This window comes from Paenibacillus sp. J14 (assembly GCF_000518465.1).
Classification (GTDB): Bacteria; Bacillota; Bacilli; order Paenibacillales; family Paenibacillaceae; genus Fontibacillus; species Fontibacillus barengoltzii.
Genome location: NZ_JADQ01000001.1, coordinates 57,649 through 73,920, shown reverse-complemented (window position 1 = coordinate 73,920; position 16,272 = coordinate 57,649). Strand labels below are relative to the sequence as shown.

Annotated in this window: 14 protein-coding genes; all 14 read right to left on the bottom strand. The window is 53.1% G+C overall.

The window, feature by feature from the left end; genetic code table 11:
- Positions 1 to 117: 117 nt before the first annotated feature.
- Entirely contained in the window at positions 118 to 2,427 is a 2,310-nt protein-coding gene (locus M891_RS22965) for a glycoside hydrolase family 3 C-terminal domain-containing protein (RefSeq protein ID WP_036699017.1), read from the bottom strand.
- Positions 2,414 to 4,057, bottom strand: coding sequence for a response regulator transcription factor (locus M891_RS22960; RefSeq protein ID WP_051416778.1), 1,644 nt, complete (start codon positions 4,055 to 4,057; stop codon positions 2,414 to 2,416). Before M891_RS22960 ends, M891_RS22965 begins: the two co-directional genes overlap by 14 nt.
- Positions 4,047 to 5,852 (bottom strand): cache domain-containing sensor histidine kinase, encoded by a 1,806-nt coding sequence (locus tag M891_RS0100295; protein WP_009224245.1) that lies wholly within the window; start codon positions 5,850 to 5,852, stop codon positions 4,047 to 4,049. Before M891_RS0100295 ends, M891_RS22960 begins: the two co-directional genes overlap by 11 nt.
- A gap of 43 nt (positions 5,853 to 5,895) precedes the next feature.
- Positions 5,896 to 6,732 carry a carbohydrate ABC transporter permease gene (locus M891_RS0100290; RefSeq protein WP_009224246.1) on the bottom strand — a complete coding sequence of 279 codons (837 nt, stop codon included), beginning with the start codon at positions 6,730 to 6,732 and terminating at the stop codon, positions 5,896 to 5,898.
- Positions 6,733 to 6,744: 12 nt separating this feature from the next.
- Positions 6,745 to 7,620, bottom strand: a complete 876-nt coding sequence (locus tag M891_RS0100285) for a carbohydrate ABC transporter permease (protein ID WP_028537386.1) — start codon at positions 7,618 to 7,620, stop codon at positions 6,745 to 6,747.
- A gap of 111 nt (positions 7,621 to 7,731) precedes the next feature.
- On the bottom strand, positions 7,732 to 9,060 hold the full coding sequence (locus M891_RS0100280; RefSeq protein WP_028537385.1) for an extracellular solute-binding protein: 1,329 nt from the start codon (positions 9,058 to 9,060) through the stop codon (positions 7,732 to 7,734).
- Positions 9,061 to 9,341: 281 nt separating this feature from the next.
- A complete protein-coding gene (locus M891_RS0100275) occupies positions 9,342 to 10,361 on the bottom strand; it encodes a glycosidase (protein ID WP_028537384.1) in 1,020 nt (339 codons plus the stop codon).
- 191 nt (positions 10,362 to 10,552) lie between these two features.
- Positions 10,553 to 11,275 (bottom strand): GntR family transcriptional regulator, encoded by a 723-nt coding sequence (locus M891_RS0100270; protein WP_028537383.1) that lies wholly within the window; start codon positions 11,273 to 11,275, stop codon positions 10,553 to 10,555.
- 11 nt (positions 11,276 to 11,286) lie between these two features.
- Positions 11,287 to 12,309 carry a sugar kinase gene (locus M891_RS0100265; RefSeq protein ID WP_028537382.1) on the bottom strand — a complete coding sequence of 341 codons (1,023 nt, stop codon included), beginning with the start codon at positions 12,307 to 12,309 and terminating at the stop codon, positions 11,287 to 11,289.
- Positions 12,302 to 13,057, bottom strand: coding sequence for a 2-dehydro-3-deoxy-phosphogluconate aldolase (dagF, locus tag M891_RS0100260; RefSeq protein WP_028537381.1), 756 nt, complete (start codon positions 13,055 to 13,057; stop codon positions 12,302 to 12,304). The genes M891_RS0100265 and dagF overlap by 8 nt, the downstream gene beginning before the upstream one ends.
- Position 13,058: 1 nt before the next feature.
- Positions 13,059 to 14,162 carry a DgaE family pyridoxal phosphate-dependent ammonia lyase gene (locus tag M891_RS0100255; RefSeq protein WP_016311302.1) on the bottom strand — a complete coding sequence of 368 codons (1,104 nt, stop codon included), beginning with the start codon at positions 14,160 to 14,162 and terminating at the stop codon, positions 13,059 to 13,061.
- Positions 14,128 to 15,240 (bottom strand): amidohydrolase/deacetylase family metallohydrolase, encoded by a 1,113-nt coding sequence (locus tag M891_RS0100250; RefSeq protein WP_028537380.1) that lies wholly within the window; start codon positions 15,238 to 15,240, stop codon positions 14,128 to 14,130. The genes M891_RS0100255 and M891_RS0100250 overlap by 35 nt, the downstream gene beginning before the upstream one ends.
- Before the next feature lie 430 nt (positions 15,241 to 15,670).
- On the bottom strand, positions 15,671 to 15,937 hold the full coding sequence (locus tag M891_RS0100245) for a hypothetical protein (protein ID WP_307719237.1): 267 nt from the start codon (positions 15,935 to 15,937) through the stop codon (positions 15,671 to 15,673).
- Between the two features lie 45 nt (positions 15,938 to 15,982).
- The gene (locus M891_RS0100240) at positions 15,983 to 16,261 is read right to left on the bottom strand and encodes a holin (protein WP_016311299.1); all 279 of its coding nucleotides are present in this window, start codon (positions 16,259 to 16,261) and stop codon (positions 15,983 to 15,985) included.
- Positions 16,262 to 16,272 lie beyond the last annotated feature (11 nt).

The following is a 16,272-nucleotide window of genomic DNA, read 5'->3' as shown; positions in this document are numbered from 1 at the left end:
ATAATGGTGTAAAAGGCGCCCAAAAACAGGAGGGAGCCAGAAATTAATACAGCGCGAGCATCCTGACTGACACCTTGGACTCTCGCGCTGTGGCTTATGAACTTTGTACTCGCGTTATCAAACCGTCACAGTTAAATCGGCTGAAAGGGCGGCTTGGCTGCTGCCACCAACTATTACCGTGACTTTACATGGAACCGTTGCAAAACGCATCTCCCGGGTCCAAATCCCCAGTTCTTCCCGCCCCAGGCTAAATTCAACAGTGCGGCTTTCCCCCGGGGCGAGCTCGATTTTGGTGAAACCTTTTAGTTCGGCGATTCGCCGGGTGATCCCCGATTCCCGAGCTCGAATGTACAGCTGGACGGTTTCTGCACCGCTTCGTGCTCCCGTATTTTTGACCTCCACCTGCACCATGACCCGCTCCCCGTTCTCAAGCGCAGTCGTCGAGACGGCAGTCCTGGATAAAGACAGTTTGGCATAAATAAACTGCGTATAGCTCAGGCCATAGCCAAATGGATACAGCGGTGCAGAAGGCATATCGACGTAATTTCGGATCCGTCCTGGATCCTTTTGGTTGTAATATATCGGAAGTTGGGCGGAGGATCGCGGCAACGTCACCGGCAGTTTCCCGCTTGGGTTCACCTTCCCAAATAGGATCTCGGCGATCGCCCGGCCGCCTTCCGTTCCGGGATACCATGCGCAGAGGACTGCATCGCACAGTTCAACAACCTCGCCAAGCGCATGCGGCCTGCCTTGAATGATGACGGCGACGACGGGAGTGCCCGTGGCGGCAACTGCCTCGGCGAGCTCCAGCTGGACCCCGCCGAGTGACAGATCGGCCAGGTCTACGCCTTCGCCGCAATCCATCTCAGACGGGCTGCCCTCCTTGACGATCGCAGCTCCGTTGTCTTCGAACTCGCCCCCGAACTCTCGGGCGCTGCTCCCGCCGAGCACAAGAATCGCCAGATCCGCCTCCTTCGCAGCAGCCACCGCTTCCGCGAACCCGGCCTTGGAGCGATCGCGAATCCCGCAACCCAAGGCGTATACGATGTCGACACCTTGCGGTGCACACGCACGGATGCCCTGAAGCACCGTCGTGCCGGTCCCCTCACGTTGGACGCTTGTATAGTCGCCCAGTTGATTGTACAAGCGATCGGCGTTCGGACCAATCACCGCAATCCGACGCGGCTGGCCAACGATCGGCAACTGATCTCTTTCGTTCTTCAGCAGCACGACCGACTCACGGGCAACCTGCAGATTGATCTTCTGGAAATCCGGACACCCCACCACGGAAATTGCCCGTAACTCCGGCACGTATGGTTTGTCAAACAGGCCCAGCCGAAATTTCAGCCTCAGGACGCGCGCTACCGCCCGGTCGATATCCGCTTCCAAAACCAGCCCTTGACGAACCGCCTCCTCCAACGTGGTAAAAGCGGTATCCCATAGGCTAAGATCTACACCGGACGACAGCGCCAGCGCCGCTGCGGACTCGTGGCTGCCGGTAAGCGCCAGCAACCGGTCCACCGCGCAGCCATCCGCCATCACCAGGCCTTCGAAGCCCCATTCCTCTCGCAGGATGCCTGTCAACAAATCGCGGTTGGCATGACAGGGCACACCATCGATTTCGTTATAGGCCGCCATAAAGCCAGCAGCTCCGGCGAGCGCACCTGCCCGTGCCGCTGGAAGGTGGATTTCCCGCAGTTCTCGCGGCCCGATGGCCGCCGGACCTGCGTTACGCCCGCCCTGAGCTGCCCCCTGGGCGCATAAATGCTTCAGGACGACCGCAATGCGGTTCGGTGCATCCAGCCTGAGCGGGTCTTCGCCCTGCATTCCGCGTACCGCGGCTTCCGTAAAGCGGGCAGCCAAATAGGGGTCCTCGCCGAAGCATTCCTCGGAACGCCCCCAACGCGGTTCCTGCAAAATATCAAGCGCCGAGACCAACCCGACGTGCGCCCCGCGGCTGCGGATTTCCGCCGCCACCCGAGCGTAGGCCTGTACCATCAGCTCCGGATTCCAGGTGGCTCCGGCAGCGAGATTCACCGGCAGCAGCGTTCCGTCCAACGCCTGGTGGCCATGCGGACACTCTTCCGTCAACAGGACGGGAATGCCCAACCGGGTATGCTCCAACACATACCGCTGCACCATGTTCGCTACCTTCGCGCTGTCCGCCGCTGCAATTCCGTTCGCGTAATTCACGCCAGACCAAGGATCGCTGCGGAATAAGCCGTACAGCGCGCCCATCCCGCCGCCTCGGGCCACTTCGTCCTTAAAAGCATCGGTCAGCTCAAACGCATCTCCTTGACGGTTGTAGGCGTCCCAGCCGTACATCCGCTGATTCAGCTGTCCAATCTTTTCCCGGAGCGTCATCCGGGCCAATAAATCCGCTACCCGTTCTTCTATCGGAGCGGACGACAGCTTATAAATTTCCATCCGTATTCCCCCCGGCTCCAGACATTTCCCTGCTGACACGCAGACCGCGGTATTCCTTCGGTGTCATGCCCGTATAGGTTTTAAACACGGACACGAAATACTTATACTCTTTATAGCCGACCTTGTCCGCGATCTCGAATACCTTATCTTGCGTCGTGGCAAGCAGATGCTTGGCTTGATCAATCCGCATCTCGTTCATGTATTCCGTAAACCCTTTTCCCGTGCTTTGCTTAAAAATATAACTGAAATAGCTCGGTGTGATTTTCAGCCAAGCCGCAACTTCGGAAGCCTTAAGATCCGTGCGGTAACGTTCGATGATGTACTTTTTCGCTTTTTCAACGATCCAATAAGACTTGTCGATTCCGTTCTGATCGATTAATCGCTGCAGCTCCTCCATATCCTCGATCACTACCGTTTCCAGTCCGGCATAGGAGTTATATATATTCGGGTCCGGCTGCCCCCGGCGGGCGTAGTCCAACCCGGTCATCCCGCTTTTGCGCAAGCGCTGGCGGAGCAGGGCAAACAATTCCTCATACAGGTTCCAAGCCTCCGGCAGAAGATAACCCGATTCCCGGAAAAAACGGAACATGTCCTCCACCAATCGGTGAACTTCTTCCCGATCCTGCTTGAATAACGCGGATACGAGACACTGCACTGCCTCTCCACTATCGAAGGCTGGCAACGACCGCTCGGACATCACAGCCTCTCCATAACTGGGCGTCAGGACTTGTCGGCCGTCCAATACATGGAACGTCAGCAGGCGTAACGCTTCGGCACAGCGAACTGCGGTCTCCCCCAAATCCTCGTACACGGTGGAAATCCCGCCATAAATTTGCTCCCCTGTTCCAAGGCTGATCGAACCAATAGCTTTTGCCACCCACTCATCCCACACGACGGGTTCGATGCGACTCTCCGCTGCCAGTAAGGTCATCAGCAGGTTTTCATGGTCGAAGACGGATACGGCATGGAATGGACTGCCTTCCAGAGCACGTTGCAAACCGTGTAGCCAAGCCTCTTGAACGGCTGCGTATCTCTCCGCCTCCATATTGGCGAAATGTTCGTGGAATTCAGCTAGCTGAGTCGCTGCAATGCGGAATTGTGCGCCGTTCAGCGAAGCCGGAGGCTCCTGGCCGAACGCCATCCCGTGCCGGGCCATGCCCGACAGCCACAACTCGATCTCCCGCGTCTTCTCTTCCTTGCCGCCGGTGCGGATGGCGGCAACGATTTTTTTCACGACAGAGCTCAATTCTTCAATATCTACCGGCTTCAGCAAGTAGTCGCCTACGCCGACCCGGATCGCCTGGCGCGCATATTCGAAATCTTCATAACCACTGATAATGACGATTTGCACCTCAGGATAGCGTTGCCGTACCTGCTTCGCCAGTTCCAGCCCATCCATGCCGTCCATGCGGATGTCGGACAGCACCAGCTGGGCTCCGTACTCTTCAATGAGCCGCAGCGCTTCGAATCCATCATACGCCTCACCTACGACTTCCACGCCTAGCTGCGACCAATCGATCGTATAACGCAACCCCTCGCAAATGACAGCTTCATCGTCCACAATCAGCATTTTCACAAGTTTACCTGCATTAGCAGGTGCTACATTCATGACTCGAACATTAGGATTCATAGGGCTCACCTCCCGGATGGCCGGGCTCGGCAATAGGGAAACGAAGCCGTACCCACGTGCCTGCGGCCGAAGTATCGACAATTTCCAAACCGTACTCCTGTCCGTAAAAAATCGTTAGTCTTTCATGGATGTTTAGCAAGGCCCCTTCCCGGGTTCCGCCGGCTCCTCGCCGCTCCAGCGCGTTTCGGATCGCCTCAGCTTTACCGGGATCCATTCCCTTGCCGTTATCGATGACGTCCACCCAAATTTCGCCTTGACGGGCGTAACAGCGTACGTTTACCTCGCCATACGGCTTGCTGCGGTCCAGGCCGTGCTTGATGAAATTCTCCACTAATGGCTGTAGCGTAGCTTTCAACGTTACGGCGTCCTCTATGCCCGCCTCGATAAATAGGGAATACTTCAGCTTCTTCTCACCTAACCTGCGCTGCTGTAGGTACAAATAAGATTGGGCAAATTCCAGTTCTTTGCGCAGCGTGGTTTGGTAGCTTCCATTATTCATGCTGGAGCGAAAAAATTTCGACAGCATTTCGATCAGTTGGCTCGATTTCGATGCCCGCTCCAAGCGTGCCGTCCAACGAATCATATCCAGCGTATTGTACAAAAAATGCGGATCCATCTGGTTTTGCAGGAGCTTCAGCTCGGATTCCCGCTCCCTTAACTCCAGCTTGTATTTATGCTCAATCAGTTGTTGGATCGTGGCGACCATCTCGTTAAACTTGCGGTTTAGTTCGGAGATCTCGTCATTGGAATTGACCGGAACCCGGGCGTTAAAGTCCCCGTAGGTGACTTTGCTGGTTTCTTTTTTCAACCGCAAAATGGGGCGAATGATCGTGTAATGGAAGCCGATCAACGCGGTTAAGCCCAGCATCATAATCGCCGCCAGGATGACCAGCATCGTCACTTTAATGCCGCGGAACTCCTCAGAAACCTTCGCTTCGGGAATCATGGCGACCAGTGTCCAATCCGTGTTCTCCATACTTTTATATAAAGTTAAATAACGTTGACCTTTCACCTCGCAGGTCAGATCTCCCTTTCCGGAGGACGACAGCTTGTCCAGCAACGACGCATCCGGGTGAAGGGCTTCCGGCAACGGTTGAGTCGTCCCTAAAATCACCTGGCCTTCTGGGCCAACGATAAAGACGCTCCCAGCACCGTCCTTAAAGATCCCTTTCTCCAGCAAGCCCACTATGCTCGCTTCATCCAGACGAATAATCAACCTTCCCAGCGGTAGGGTGATTTGACTGTAGGAGTTGAGAATGCGGAACATCGACAACACCCGAACCTCGCCGTTCCAATCGCTATGCAACGTATACCCTTCGGTCCAGGTAATCCCGCCTTTTCGAGCTTTGGCGGCCTCCTCCCATTTCGATTCGTCGCCACGAAACGGCTCGCCCATTTCAATCGAACTGCCGTTAAACCCGTGAATCTCAATGGAACGAATATACCCCTTCGACATCAGCTGAAACGTCAGGAAATCCTCAATGTTCCGCTTCAGTACCGCTTGTTGTTCACTGCTTAGCGGAGGGGAGGTGCGCAGGAAGTTACGCATATCCGGACTTAAAATCAAATAGTTGGCGATATCCTCCACCATTTTGGTCTGCTCGCCAAGCTGGCCAGCGACATTATCAAGGTTCCGCTTCGTGGAATTGATGAACTGATCCCGCAGCACCTCGTTAAATTGAATTTGCACGACCACGCCAACGCCAAACGTCGGCAAAATCACGAAGATGAGGAAAATGACAAGCGCCTTTCGCTTTAAGCCAAAGCTGCCGAGAAACCTTTTGTAGCTTGCCATCGCACTCGCCTCCGTCCGGTCATGATGCCTATGAGAACCTCGGTTACCCTTTGACAGCCCCTGCCGTCATGCCGGTAACCAGTTGTTTTTGCAGTAATAAATAGAAGATAATGATCGGAATCAGCGCCATCGTCAGCGCTGCCATTTGCAACGTAAGACTCGCCGTTTCGATGCCGACGAAGTTGGCCAAGCCAAGCGGCAGCGTCTTGAGCTCCGACGAGCTGATTAATACCAATGCGAACAAATATTCATTCCAGTTATAGATAAAGTTGAGGATGATAACGGTAGCCATTGCAGGTCTTGTAATGGGGAGAATGATCGACCAGAAGATTCGGAAAATACCCGCGCCATCCATGACGCCCGATTCCTCCAGGTCTTTGGGGAATCCCCGCATGAAGCCCTCCAGAATAATGATCGTTAAAGATAGGTGGAACGCCGTATACGGCAAAATCAACGATAAATGTGTATCCAACAGGTGCAATTTCTGCATGATCAGAAAAATCGGAATCAATGTTGCATGAATCGGCACGAGCATGCCAAGCAGAAATACGCCGTAAGTGATGCCGCGCAGTCGAAATTGAAACCGCGATAGGAAATAGGAGGCCAAGGCTCCTAAAAATACGGTGACTGCTAATGAAGCAAAGGTAACAAACAGACTGTTTAGAAAATACACATTCATATTCGCGACTTGCCACGCTTCCGCGTAGTTGGAAAAATGCAAGGCTTCCGGCAGCGAAAACGGGCTGGCTGCGTATTCCTGTTCATTTTTGAAAGAGTTAACGACCATCCAGAACAGCGGGACTATATTCATGATAGCGAATAGACTTAAAAAAGTGTATGCCAAAATTCGGAAGCCTACTGACTTCATGCTCATGGCCATTCCCTCCTTTCCTTAGGCATCTTTTTCTCGGCCTAGGCGATTGACAATCGAGATCACGATCAAGCTGAACAGCAGGATTAAGATCGCTACTGCGCTGCCGTATCCGTAGCGCATATTCATAAAGGCGCTGTTGTACATATGGATGGACATGACCTCGGTTTGGTGCGCCGGACCGCCGCCCGTCAAGATCTGAATCAAGTCGAAAACGCGGAAGGAGTTACTGATGCTATAGACAACCCCAACCATCAGCGTACTGCGAATCATCGGGATCGTAATACGGAAGGTGCGTTTCAGCCCGGTGGCCCCATCCAGCTCGGCAGCTTCGTTGACCTCATCGGGAATGTTTTGCAATGCGGCCAGAAAAATAACCATATATAGTCCACAGTTCTGCCAGATATACGCAAGGCTGATCGACAGCATGGACCAACGATCGTCACCAAGCCAGTTCTGCTTCCAGCTATCGAGACCCACGATGCCCAGCAGGTTATTTAACATCCCGTATTCCGTGTTATAAACCATGCCCCAAATCAAGGACACCATGACAGAGGAGATGACGACGGGCATAAAGCCTACCGTTCGAAAGAACCCGGAGCCCTTCAGGCCGCGGTTCAGCAACAGTGCGAGCAATAACCCAAGCGGGATTTGGCCGATCAGGCCGGTCACCATAATGATGACGTTATTTTTGACGGACAGCCAGAAGATGTCGTCACCCAGAATCTTCACGAAATTATCCAGACCAACGAACTTCATCGATCCGATGCCGTTCCAGTCCATTAACGAGTAGTACAGCGACACGCCAATCGGTACAATGGCGATCCCCAGATAGATGACCAGGGCAGGTAATAAACCAATAAATATGGCCAGCTTCGCACCTCGTAACGTTTGCATCAGGGGTTCCCTCCTTTATGTCGTAATGTAGATTCAACACCGATGAATGAAGAAAACCCGGGGATCGGGTTTTCTATCACGCATCGATATTGAAGGATCAATTTCAAGAGATCAATTTCGGTAGTTATCCATCGCTTCCTGAACTTCCTTCGCCAGCTCTTCCGGTGTGCCGCGGCCTACGGTCAACGCTTGCAGTCCGTTTTGCAAGACGTCTACTACCTGCGTAGGAATGACACTGTCGAACACCGGCGCGGTTCCGTTACCGGTCAGCGCCAGCATTTCCTTCAGATACGGGCTGGCGTCATCAGGAATTTCCACCTTCGCTGGCACGACAACCCCGTTGCGGATCAGTTCTTTATACAAATCTTCGTTGACGAAAAACTTCAAGAACTCTTCAGCAGCTGCTTTCTTCTTCTCATCTAGGCCGCTCTTAATTGCAATGCCGTATTGCACAATACCTGCGCTCTTCTTCGGATCGCCTTTACCGCCTTCGACACTTGGGAACAAGGCGATGCCAAATTTATCTCCCTCTTCGTTGTTAATCCGCACTCTTGCGTCAACGGTAGCGGAGGAAATATGCATCGCTGCTTTCCCTTGGATCAAGTAGTCCTGGCCTTGAACGGAATCCATGTTGTTGGCATCCGTATTAAAGGCGCCCAGTTTACTCAACTCGTCAATGACCGAAAGAGCTTTTACGAACTCGGGATCGGTAAATTTCGCTTTGCCTTCAAGCACGGCCGGGAGGAAATCACTTCCGGTGAACCGGTCGCCAATGATCGAAATGTAGGACGATTGCAGCGGCCACTGTTCTTTATTGCCGAGAGATATCGGGGTGATGCCCGCGGCTTTCAGTTTTTTCACTACATCGATGAATTTATCGTAGGTGTCAGGGAATTGATCATAGCCGACTTGTTTAAACATCTCTTTATTGTAGTAAATGATATCTACGAAGTTTTGTTTGGTTGGGATCGCATATTGTTGTCCGTCCACGTTAAATCCGGAAAGTGCGGCTTCTGGCAAAATCGAACCCCAGTTGTCCATGAGATCGTTGATCGGCTGAAGCAGATTACCGGCAACAAGCGGTGTCAAGTCCGCTCCCGGCCAAACGACGTTGATGTCGGACAGGTTGTTGGCGGCTGCCAGCGTGCGCAGCTTGGTCTTATATTGGGCGGATGGAACGCCATCCTGCTTGATCACGATGTTCGGGTGCGTCTTCTCGAACTCGGCGATCCGCGCTTTGTAGACTTCGTTGTCCACGTTCGGGGAAGTCCAAGGATGCATCATGTTCAAAGTAATCGTTTCCGCTTCGTTTGCGCCGCCGGCGTTGCCGGTGCTGTTACCGCCTGACGCGTTTTCTTTGCCGCAGGCCGCCGCGAACAGCGTCAGCACCGCAACCAAACCGAGCAATACCCATTTCTTGCCTCTGTTTGTTTTGCCCATAATCAACCCTCTTCTCTTGTTATTTTTGATGACTTCCATAAACATAACAGGAGATGAACGCTTTTATTTCGACACCTGTTATATGACTTATTATAAAAGCCAACTCCGATCGACTATATCCCATAAATTTTCGATTATATCCGAAATATTCAGCCGATTTTTAAAGGATATCCTGTCAAACTCGTAAATTCATGTCATATTTTTTCACATAATTTATGGGAAGCGTTTGCAAGTCTTACTCTTTGAAAAACCGCTTTAGTGCGGTTATTCAAAGGCAACCTTTAGTCTTGCGGCTCATTCAGAATATAATCCACGAGTTCATCCAGCGGCACTGTCGCCAGCGCGATCGCGGTATCCGTCACCCCATAGTAGATATAGAGTAAGCCGTCTTTAACGACATTCCCCGTGGGGAAGATGACGTTTGGAATCTGATAGCCAAATTTCTCGTAGTACGTTTCCGGCTCCATGATGAAGTTTTTCGTGCGGGCAATGATTTTCTCTGGATTCTCCAGATCCAGCAGCATCGCCCCTACGCGGTAAACGACCTCATCATCGACGCCGTGGTACAACACGAGCCATCCGCGATCCGTCCTGATCGGCGGCGTCGATCCCCCAATTTTTCGCGATTCCCAGGCCATGTTCTCCGCTTTCGCCAGCAACTTCGGCTCTTCCCAATGGATCAGATCCTCGGAATAGGTAATCCACATCGCTGCTTTTTCCGTGCCGTACGCATCGCCGACGTATTCCTCCGGCCGCCGCAGCAGCACGAACTTGCCGTTAATCTTCTCGGGGAACAGGATGTTGTCGCGATCATTGATATCCAGCGGCGTTGTGTCGGCAACGAATTCCCAATCGATCAGGTTCTTGGAGGCAACAATGGAGGAACGCGTCAGCCAATGTCCTTCCTGCTCTCCCCAACCGTCTGGGTATTTCGGAATGGAACGCTCCGGAACGCCTCTTCCTGTTGGATAATAACTCATTGCACATGGACGCAGCGCGTAGTTCATATAAAACGTGTCATCGATTTTTACAATCCGCGGGTCCTGCACACTGCCGTACGGGAAACCTAGCATGTCCGGCGTAATGATCGGCTCGTCCTTTACATGGGTGAAATGCACGCCGTCTTCGCTTTCCAACAGCCCCAAGTAGTTTTTGCACGGAGTCAGCGATCCTGCCGTCCGTTCGATCATATAAAATTTGCCGTTATCCATGATCACCGCCGGGTTGAATACCGTCACTTTTCTCCACTCATATCCTCCCGGCACCACAATCGGGTTTTCCGGATGTCTCGTGATCTTCACCTGCGTTCCTCCTCTTAAACCCCTCTAACAATCTAGGTATCAAAATCTGTATTGTTATTATAGCCCCGGCGTTCTGACGGAAATATCCCATAAACTTTCAAAAATATCTGAATTATTCAGATCATTTATGGGGCAAAAAAAAACAGATTGCGGCATTTAATGCAACAATCTGGGGCCTGGCATTCTCCTTGTTATGCATCATAATCGACAATGTAACTTTGCAATTCCGTATTATAGTACCCAACGCTATATTCGGCCAATCTTCCCTGGGCATCCCGCGAATACCGCAAACGCTTCAGCACGGGGACTCCGTCTGCCAATCCCAGGAATTGCTTCGCCTCGGCGGGCGGAAGAGCCACCGTGAACTCGTCCCTCAGCTTGTCCAGCGATACGCCCCACTCTTCCAGAACCTCATAGAATGAGTGGTCGCGGAAATCTTCAAGCTCCGGTTCCGACGGTTCTTTCCAAGTGACGGCCAAATAATGCTCGTAAAAAATATAAGGCTCGCCGTCGAGATGATATGCTCGTTCCAGCTTCAAGCAGCGCTCCCCGAACAGCTTGTGAAGCTCGGAGCCCGCCTCGTTCCACAACGATGCGGCACGGAGCCATTCCTTGCGAATCTGATGATTCTCCTCCACTAGAATCTCCGTGAAGTGCTTCCATTTCGACCATTTGGAGGCGGCTTTGTTGCGGATCACTTTAGTACCTTTGCCGCTGCCCTTCTCCAGATAGCCTTCCTGGACGAGTTCCTGAATCGCGCCGCGGACGGTGATTTTACTCACGCCAAATTCCTGCTCCAGCTGAGGCTCCGAAGGGATATTCATACCAAGCGGGTATACGCCATGTAAGATCCGTTCTTTCAGGATGTTTTTGATTTGTAAATACAACGGTCGATCTTTGCGGGACAACCTCACGAACCTGTACCCTACCTTTCCACATCGCCAGCGGCGGATTGCTCCATCGCCCGGAAGATATCTGCCTCCGTCGCCATCGGGGTATCACCCGGCACCGTATGCGCGAGCATGCCTGCCGCTGCCGCAAACCGGACGGTCTTCTCCGGTTCAAAGCCCTCCAACTCCCCATGGATCATCCCGCTCGCAAAAGCGTCTCCTGCCCCTATTCTATCATAGACGGAAAACGTCAGCCGTTCGGAGAACGCAAAACATCCCCCTTTGTACAGAAATCCGCGCAGCGAATGCGAGTTGTCGCCGTGGATCTGGCGATGGGTTCCGGCAATCACAGAAATGCCGTAGTTATCCGCCACGATCGGTATCAGCTCCTTCAACTGCTCTTCCCGATCCTGCTGGTTCGTAGTCATTCCCAAGGTCAGCAGCGCGTCTTTTTCATTCATCATCACGATGTCCGCCAATCGCAGCATCGCTTCATAATGCGGTTTCGCTTGGACATAGCCCTCTTCCCCCCATAGGGACGGACGGTAGTTGCAGTCAAAAATCACCTTGCCCCCCTGCCGCTTCACGGCTTCGGCGAACAACTTCATATGGGATCGTACGTCATCGTTCATCGCCAGCGTGATCCCATCGAAATGGACCGCCTCCATGCCAGCGGCAATGTCCTCGTAATCATAGGTTCCTTCCGGCGCAGTGTTAAAGCTGCTGTCCAACCGATTCGTATAGGTGACGCGGCTGGGCCGCACGCCAAAGCCATTTTCCAGGAAGTACATGCCTATGTACTTGCCTCCCCGGACAATGTGGGCCGTGCCGATGCCCAACTTGCGAAGGTAGGCGACAGCTGCATCGCCCAGCGGATTATCCGGCAACCGTGTGACTAGTACACCCTCATGCCCGTAGCGGGATAAAGCCGACACCACATTTACGCCGGTACCCGAAAAAGAATACTTCAACGTATCCGCCTGCGCTAACGTCTCATACCCCGGGACCTGCAGGCGCATCATTACTTCACCGAAGGCGGCAATACGATGTTTAGGCATAAGCATTCGCCAGCTGTTTCATGATTTGGGTCAGCAGATGCACATCTTCGGTCCGGGTATTGCCGGTCGCCTTGTCGATGATCGAGGTATATACATGCGGAATGACCTGTGGAACCCCGGCTTCCAAGGCAATGCGCACGATCGGCTCAAAATTGTCCAGGTCGATTCCGCCGGTCGGCTCCAGCGCAAAATTCTCCTTCGCACAAGCAGCCGCTACCGCGCGAAGCTCTTCTTCGCGGCTTAAGCCTTGCATTGGGAAGTATTTGAGCGCATTGCCGCCCATATCGCGCACCAGCGCAATCGCTGCTTCAACCGGAACAATCGCTGGCTTCTCCTGGGCTGCGCTGGCCGGGCCGGTGGAGATGTTCACGTATCCCGCTTGCCCCGTCGGGGAGACCAAGCTGTTGATCCAGCCATCCTGTGCGCCAAGATTCGCTCGGGTCGCTCCAACCGCCGGGAACACCTGATTGATATGGCTGCCGGCATAATGCTTGGCGATCTCGGCAACGACGGCCGCCTGACGATTATCGCCGGCACCCAGACCGATCGACACTGCATCGTCAATTACCCGGCCGTATGCCTTCATTGCCGTTACGGCTTCCTCAACGCTAGCGTAGTCCTTCGACAGGACCCCAACGAGCACATAACCTTCCGCCGCTTCAAACACTTCCTTGGCGTTCGGAATATCTTTAGCCAGGACGTTGAGGGCTACCCGATTTTTATAAAAGCGTTTTGCGATTTGCGACATCTTATTGTCCTCCTGCCAATTCGCGAATTTTTGCGGCAATGACCTCGATATCGTCCCCCATCAGCGGGCGTGGATCGATATCAAAATACCCTTGTCTCACCCCATAATCCCGGGTGTAAATGGCAATATCCCCCGTTTGCAGCGCATGTACCATGTCCTTCGCCGAAATTCCAGCTTGCTGCGGGTCCACCTGCACTCGCGCCCGGAAAATCGCTCGCCCGGCTTCGTCCTGCACGATAGAGACCCGGATTCCCGGAAGCTCACTCAGCGGCATCAAGGTTTGCAAAGCCTCTTTTTCGCGCTCACTGTTGTCGGGTTTCACGGCGTACTCGTCCAGGGCTTGCAGCAACCCAAAGGTCGTTTCCTTGCCCACCTTCATGCTTCGTCCGATGCCGTGCAGCTGCACCTTTACCCATTCGATGTACTTGCGTTTCCCGGCAACGATACCGGAGGTCGGGCCTTCAATCGCTTTGGAGCCGCTGTAAATGGCCAAGTCGGAGAATTTCACGTACTTTTGCAGATCCTCCTCCGCCGCGGCATCGACGATCATTGGAATTTGATTCCGCTGCGCGACCTCCCACGCCTCTTCAACGGAGATCATGTTCTTCTGCACGGCATGATGTGATTTCACATAGAGGATCGCCGCAGTTCTGTCGCCGATCGCGTCTTCAATGTGCTCTGCTCGCCCTTCATTCGCGTAGCCCGCCTCCACCAGCTTGCCGCCGCCGAGGTACACCATCGTTTCCACGGGAGCGCCGTACTGCACGTTATGCCCCTTCAGCATGATGATTTCGTTACGGGGGATTTCCTCCTGATGCAGACGCAAGCTCTTGCGTCGGTCGCCTTGCGTTACGATTGCCGCAACCGACAAAGCGATGCCGCTGGATGCCGAGTTGACGACCACCGCTGCCTCCGATCCCACATGTTTGGCGACATAGTCTCCCGCCTTGTCCACGAGGTCAGCGATTTCGACGTAGCTTTGGCCGCCCCGCTTCATCGCGTCCATCACCGTGTCGCTTGGCGCCGATACGCCAAGGATGCTCATCCGCCCGCTGGCGTTAATCACGCGCTTAAGCCCATACTTCGCATTTAATGAATTTTCCATGGACGATCACTCCTTTCGCTTCGATACGGCGCTTCGAGACGCGCCGTTCTCCTTCCGAATCAACGAGTTCCACAGGTTCTTCCTTCACGACGAACAACGTTAAGTGGGCCGGGTCTCCAACCTGAATGCGGCCCAACTTCTCACGGCCCAGCCATTGTGCTGCTTGAGTGGTTACCGCAGCAATGACTTCCTCAAGCGAATAGCCAAGATAAAGAAATTTGCTCAGCACGTTGGCCATGCTGTACACCGGACCATTCAGCCGGTTCCCCCGGTAGATGTCGGTGCTGATCGTATCAGGGTGGATCCCTTGTCGCTTCGCCGCCTCGGCCACCCGAAACGAGAAGCTGGCCGTACCATGGCCTACATCAAGATGCACCCCGCGGCGGATTGCCTCGTTTAACACCGGGAGCGGTTCGCCAGCTTCATCAAATAAATTGTTCGCTTTCCCGTTGAGATAATGGGTAATGATATCTTTTCGTTGCAGCAGCGGGATCACCTCCCGGATATCGGGCGGCGCTGAGCCGATATGCACCATCAGCGGCAGCCCCGTCTCCAGCGACAGCTCCCTTCCGATCCGCAGCGGCATGACGCCGTTGTCGCGGACGACGCTCTGGCTGATTCGCGCTTTCAGGCCAACGATGGAGTCCCGATACTCGGCAAGTGCAGCCTTCAAGCGCTCACGGTCGATCCAAGCTAACTCCGACAGTTCGTCGATGCGTTTCAGTCCAATCCGCGAGATGTTCAAAAAAGCCAACAGATTGGTCTCCGCGTGCTTGCCGCTGGCCAGCAGATCGCCGATCCGATCCGCACCGCAGCTGCCGGCATCTATAATTGTTGTGACGCCTTGCTTCACGCCAATCTCATCGATCTCGTCACCGTACGGGTCGAACTCTGGAAATGCGTGGACATGCATATCGATCCAACCGCTGGACACATAGTGGCCGGTCCCGTCCCAGTCCCGATCGCCGCGAGCCTGGCCGGCTTCCGTGATCTCCACGATGATCCCATCCTCGATCACAATGTCGATCGCTTCCCCGTTAACTCTTTGGAGATGGCGATAAACGACTCTTTCCTTCATCATAGCTCGCCTCTTTTTAATAAGGATCGTTGTCATGCCTGCCTCTGATTGAATTTAGCATAACATGGAAAATGACTCTTGAGAATATAACGTTATAATGTTTAAACATTGGATTTCTCGTACACTAATTTCATCTTAGCCTCCCGAAAGTCCAGAAAATATCCCACGAAATTACGATAATATCCGAAAAGTTGTAATTACACACTGTGTATTATGAAAAAGCCCCCCGTATCACTGATAAGTGATCGGGAGGCTAGTAATTCGGAGATTTTATGCTAACTCTACCAAAACAAAAAGAAATAGACCCCCACGCGTTAGGTAAGGGTCTATTCCTTTTACCAAACATATTGACAATGCACCTACAAATCATCAAGATTTGAAATGCAAAAAGGGCCGCTCGCGAAGCGAACGGCCCAAAATATAGGGAGGCTCAGGAGGCAGTATGCCGCCCTTTTGCCACAGGTACACAAGCTAATATGTTCTCGATCCGAAAAGCCCGAGGGGCATGGGAAGTCAGGCAAGTCGCCCGGACCAAACCGCCCCGCACATCATGAACTTCGATCCGCCGCTGCGTAATCTTGCCTGTACGGTCAAGGTAGATGATTTCTACGGTGCGACCGATGTATTTTTCCACCAGGATCATCTCCATATAGGAACGTTTGTTTGTATTATATGCAAACAATTGATCTTTATTCAAGTGGAAATGACCTCCAAGCAAGATCATGCTGTCCCCGAAGCCCGCTTATTTGTCCTTCGTTCTTCCTTGGCGTTTGTTCCCGAGCTCAAACAACCCGGTGGCCGATAAACCCGCTAAACCTCCCGCCCACAGTCGCAGCACCAGCTCCATTTCCGTAAATGGGTACGCCGCTGCTCCAACCAAAATGCCGATGATTACCCCGATGAAAGGGATCAGATTTTTCGGCAGGTTGAAAGTTGTTTTCACAAGTTGAACCAAAGCTAATACAAATACGGACAAGACCGAGGCAAAGGCCAGTACATTGGTTAAAATCTCGTTTTGCATGACGATGATTC

What these genes read in the sequence shown, in the direction of transcription:
- M891_RS22965 (WP_036699017.1), bottom strand. Translation starts at nt 2,427, where the DNA reads ATGGAAATTTATAAGCTGTCGTCCGCTCCGATAGAAGAACGGGTAGCG.
- M891_RS22960 (WP_051416778.1), bottom strand. Translation starts at nt 4,057, where the DNA reads ATGAATCCTAATGTTCGAGTCATGAATGTAGCACCTGCTAATGCAGGT.
- M891_RS0100295 (WP_009224245.1), bottom strand. Translation starts at nt 5,852, where the DNA reads ATGGCAAGCTACAAAAGGTTTCTCGGCAGCTTTGGCTTAAAGCGAAAG.
- M891_RS0100290 (WP_009224246.1), bottom strand. Translation starts at nt 6,732, where the DNA reads ATGGCCATGAGCATGAAGTCAGTAGGCTTCCGAATTTTGGCATACACT.
- M891_RS0100285 (WP_028537386.1), bottom strand. Translation starts at nt 7,620, where the DNA reads ATGCAAACGTTACGAGGTGCGAAGCTGGCCATATTTATTGGTTTATTA.
- M891_RS0100280 (WP_028537385.1), bottom strand. Translation starts at nt 9,060, where the DNA reads ATGGGCAAAACAAACAGAGGCAAGAAATGGGTATTGCTCGGTTTGGTT.
- M891_RS0100265 (WP_028537382.1), bottom strand. Translation starts at nt 12,309, where the DNA reads ATGCCTAAACATCGTATTGCCGCCTTCGGTGAAGTAATGATGCGCCTG.
- dagF (WP_028537381.1), bottom strand. Translation starts at nt 13,057, where the DNA reads ATGTCGCAAATCGCAAAACGCTTTTATAAAAATCGGGTAGCCCTCAAC.
- M891_RS0100255 (WP_016311302.1), bottom strand. Translation starts at nt 14,162, where the DNA reads ATGGAAAATTCATTAAATGCGAAGTATGGGCTTAAGCGCGTGATTAAC.
- M891_RS0100250 (WP_028537380.1), bottom strand. Translation starts at nt 15,240, where the DNA reads ATGAAGGAAAGAGTCGTTTATCGCCATCTCCAAAGAGTTAACGGGGAA.
- M891_RS0100240 (WP_016311299.1), bottom strand. Translation starts at nt 16,261, where the DNA reads ATGCAAAACGAGATTTTAACCAATGTACTGGCCTTTGCCTCGGTCTTG.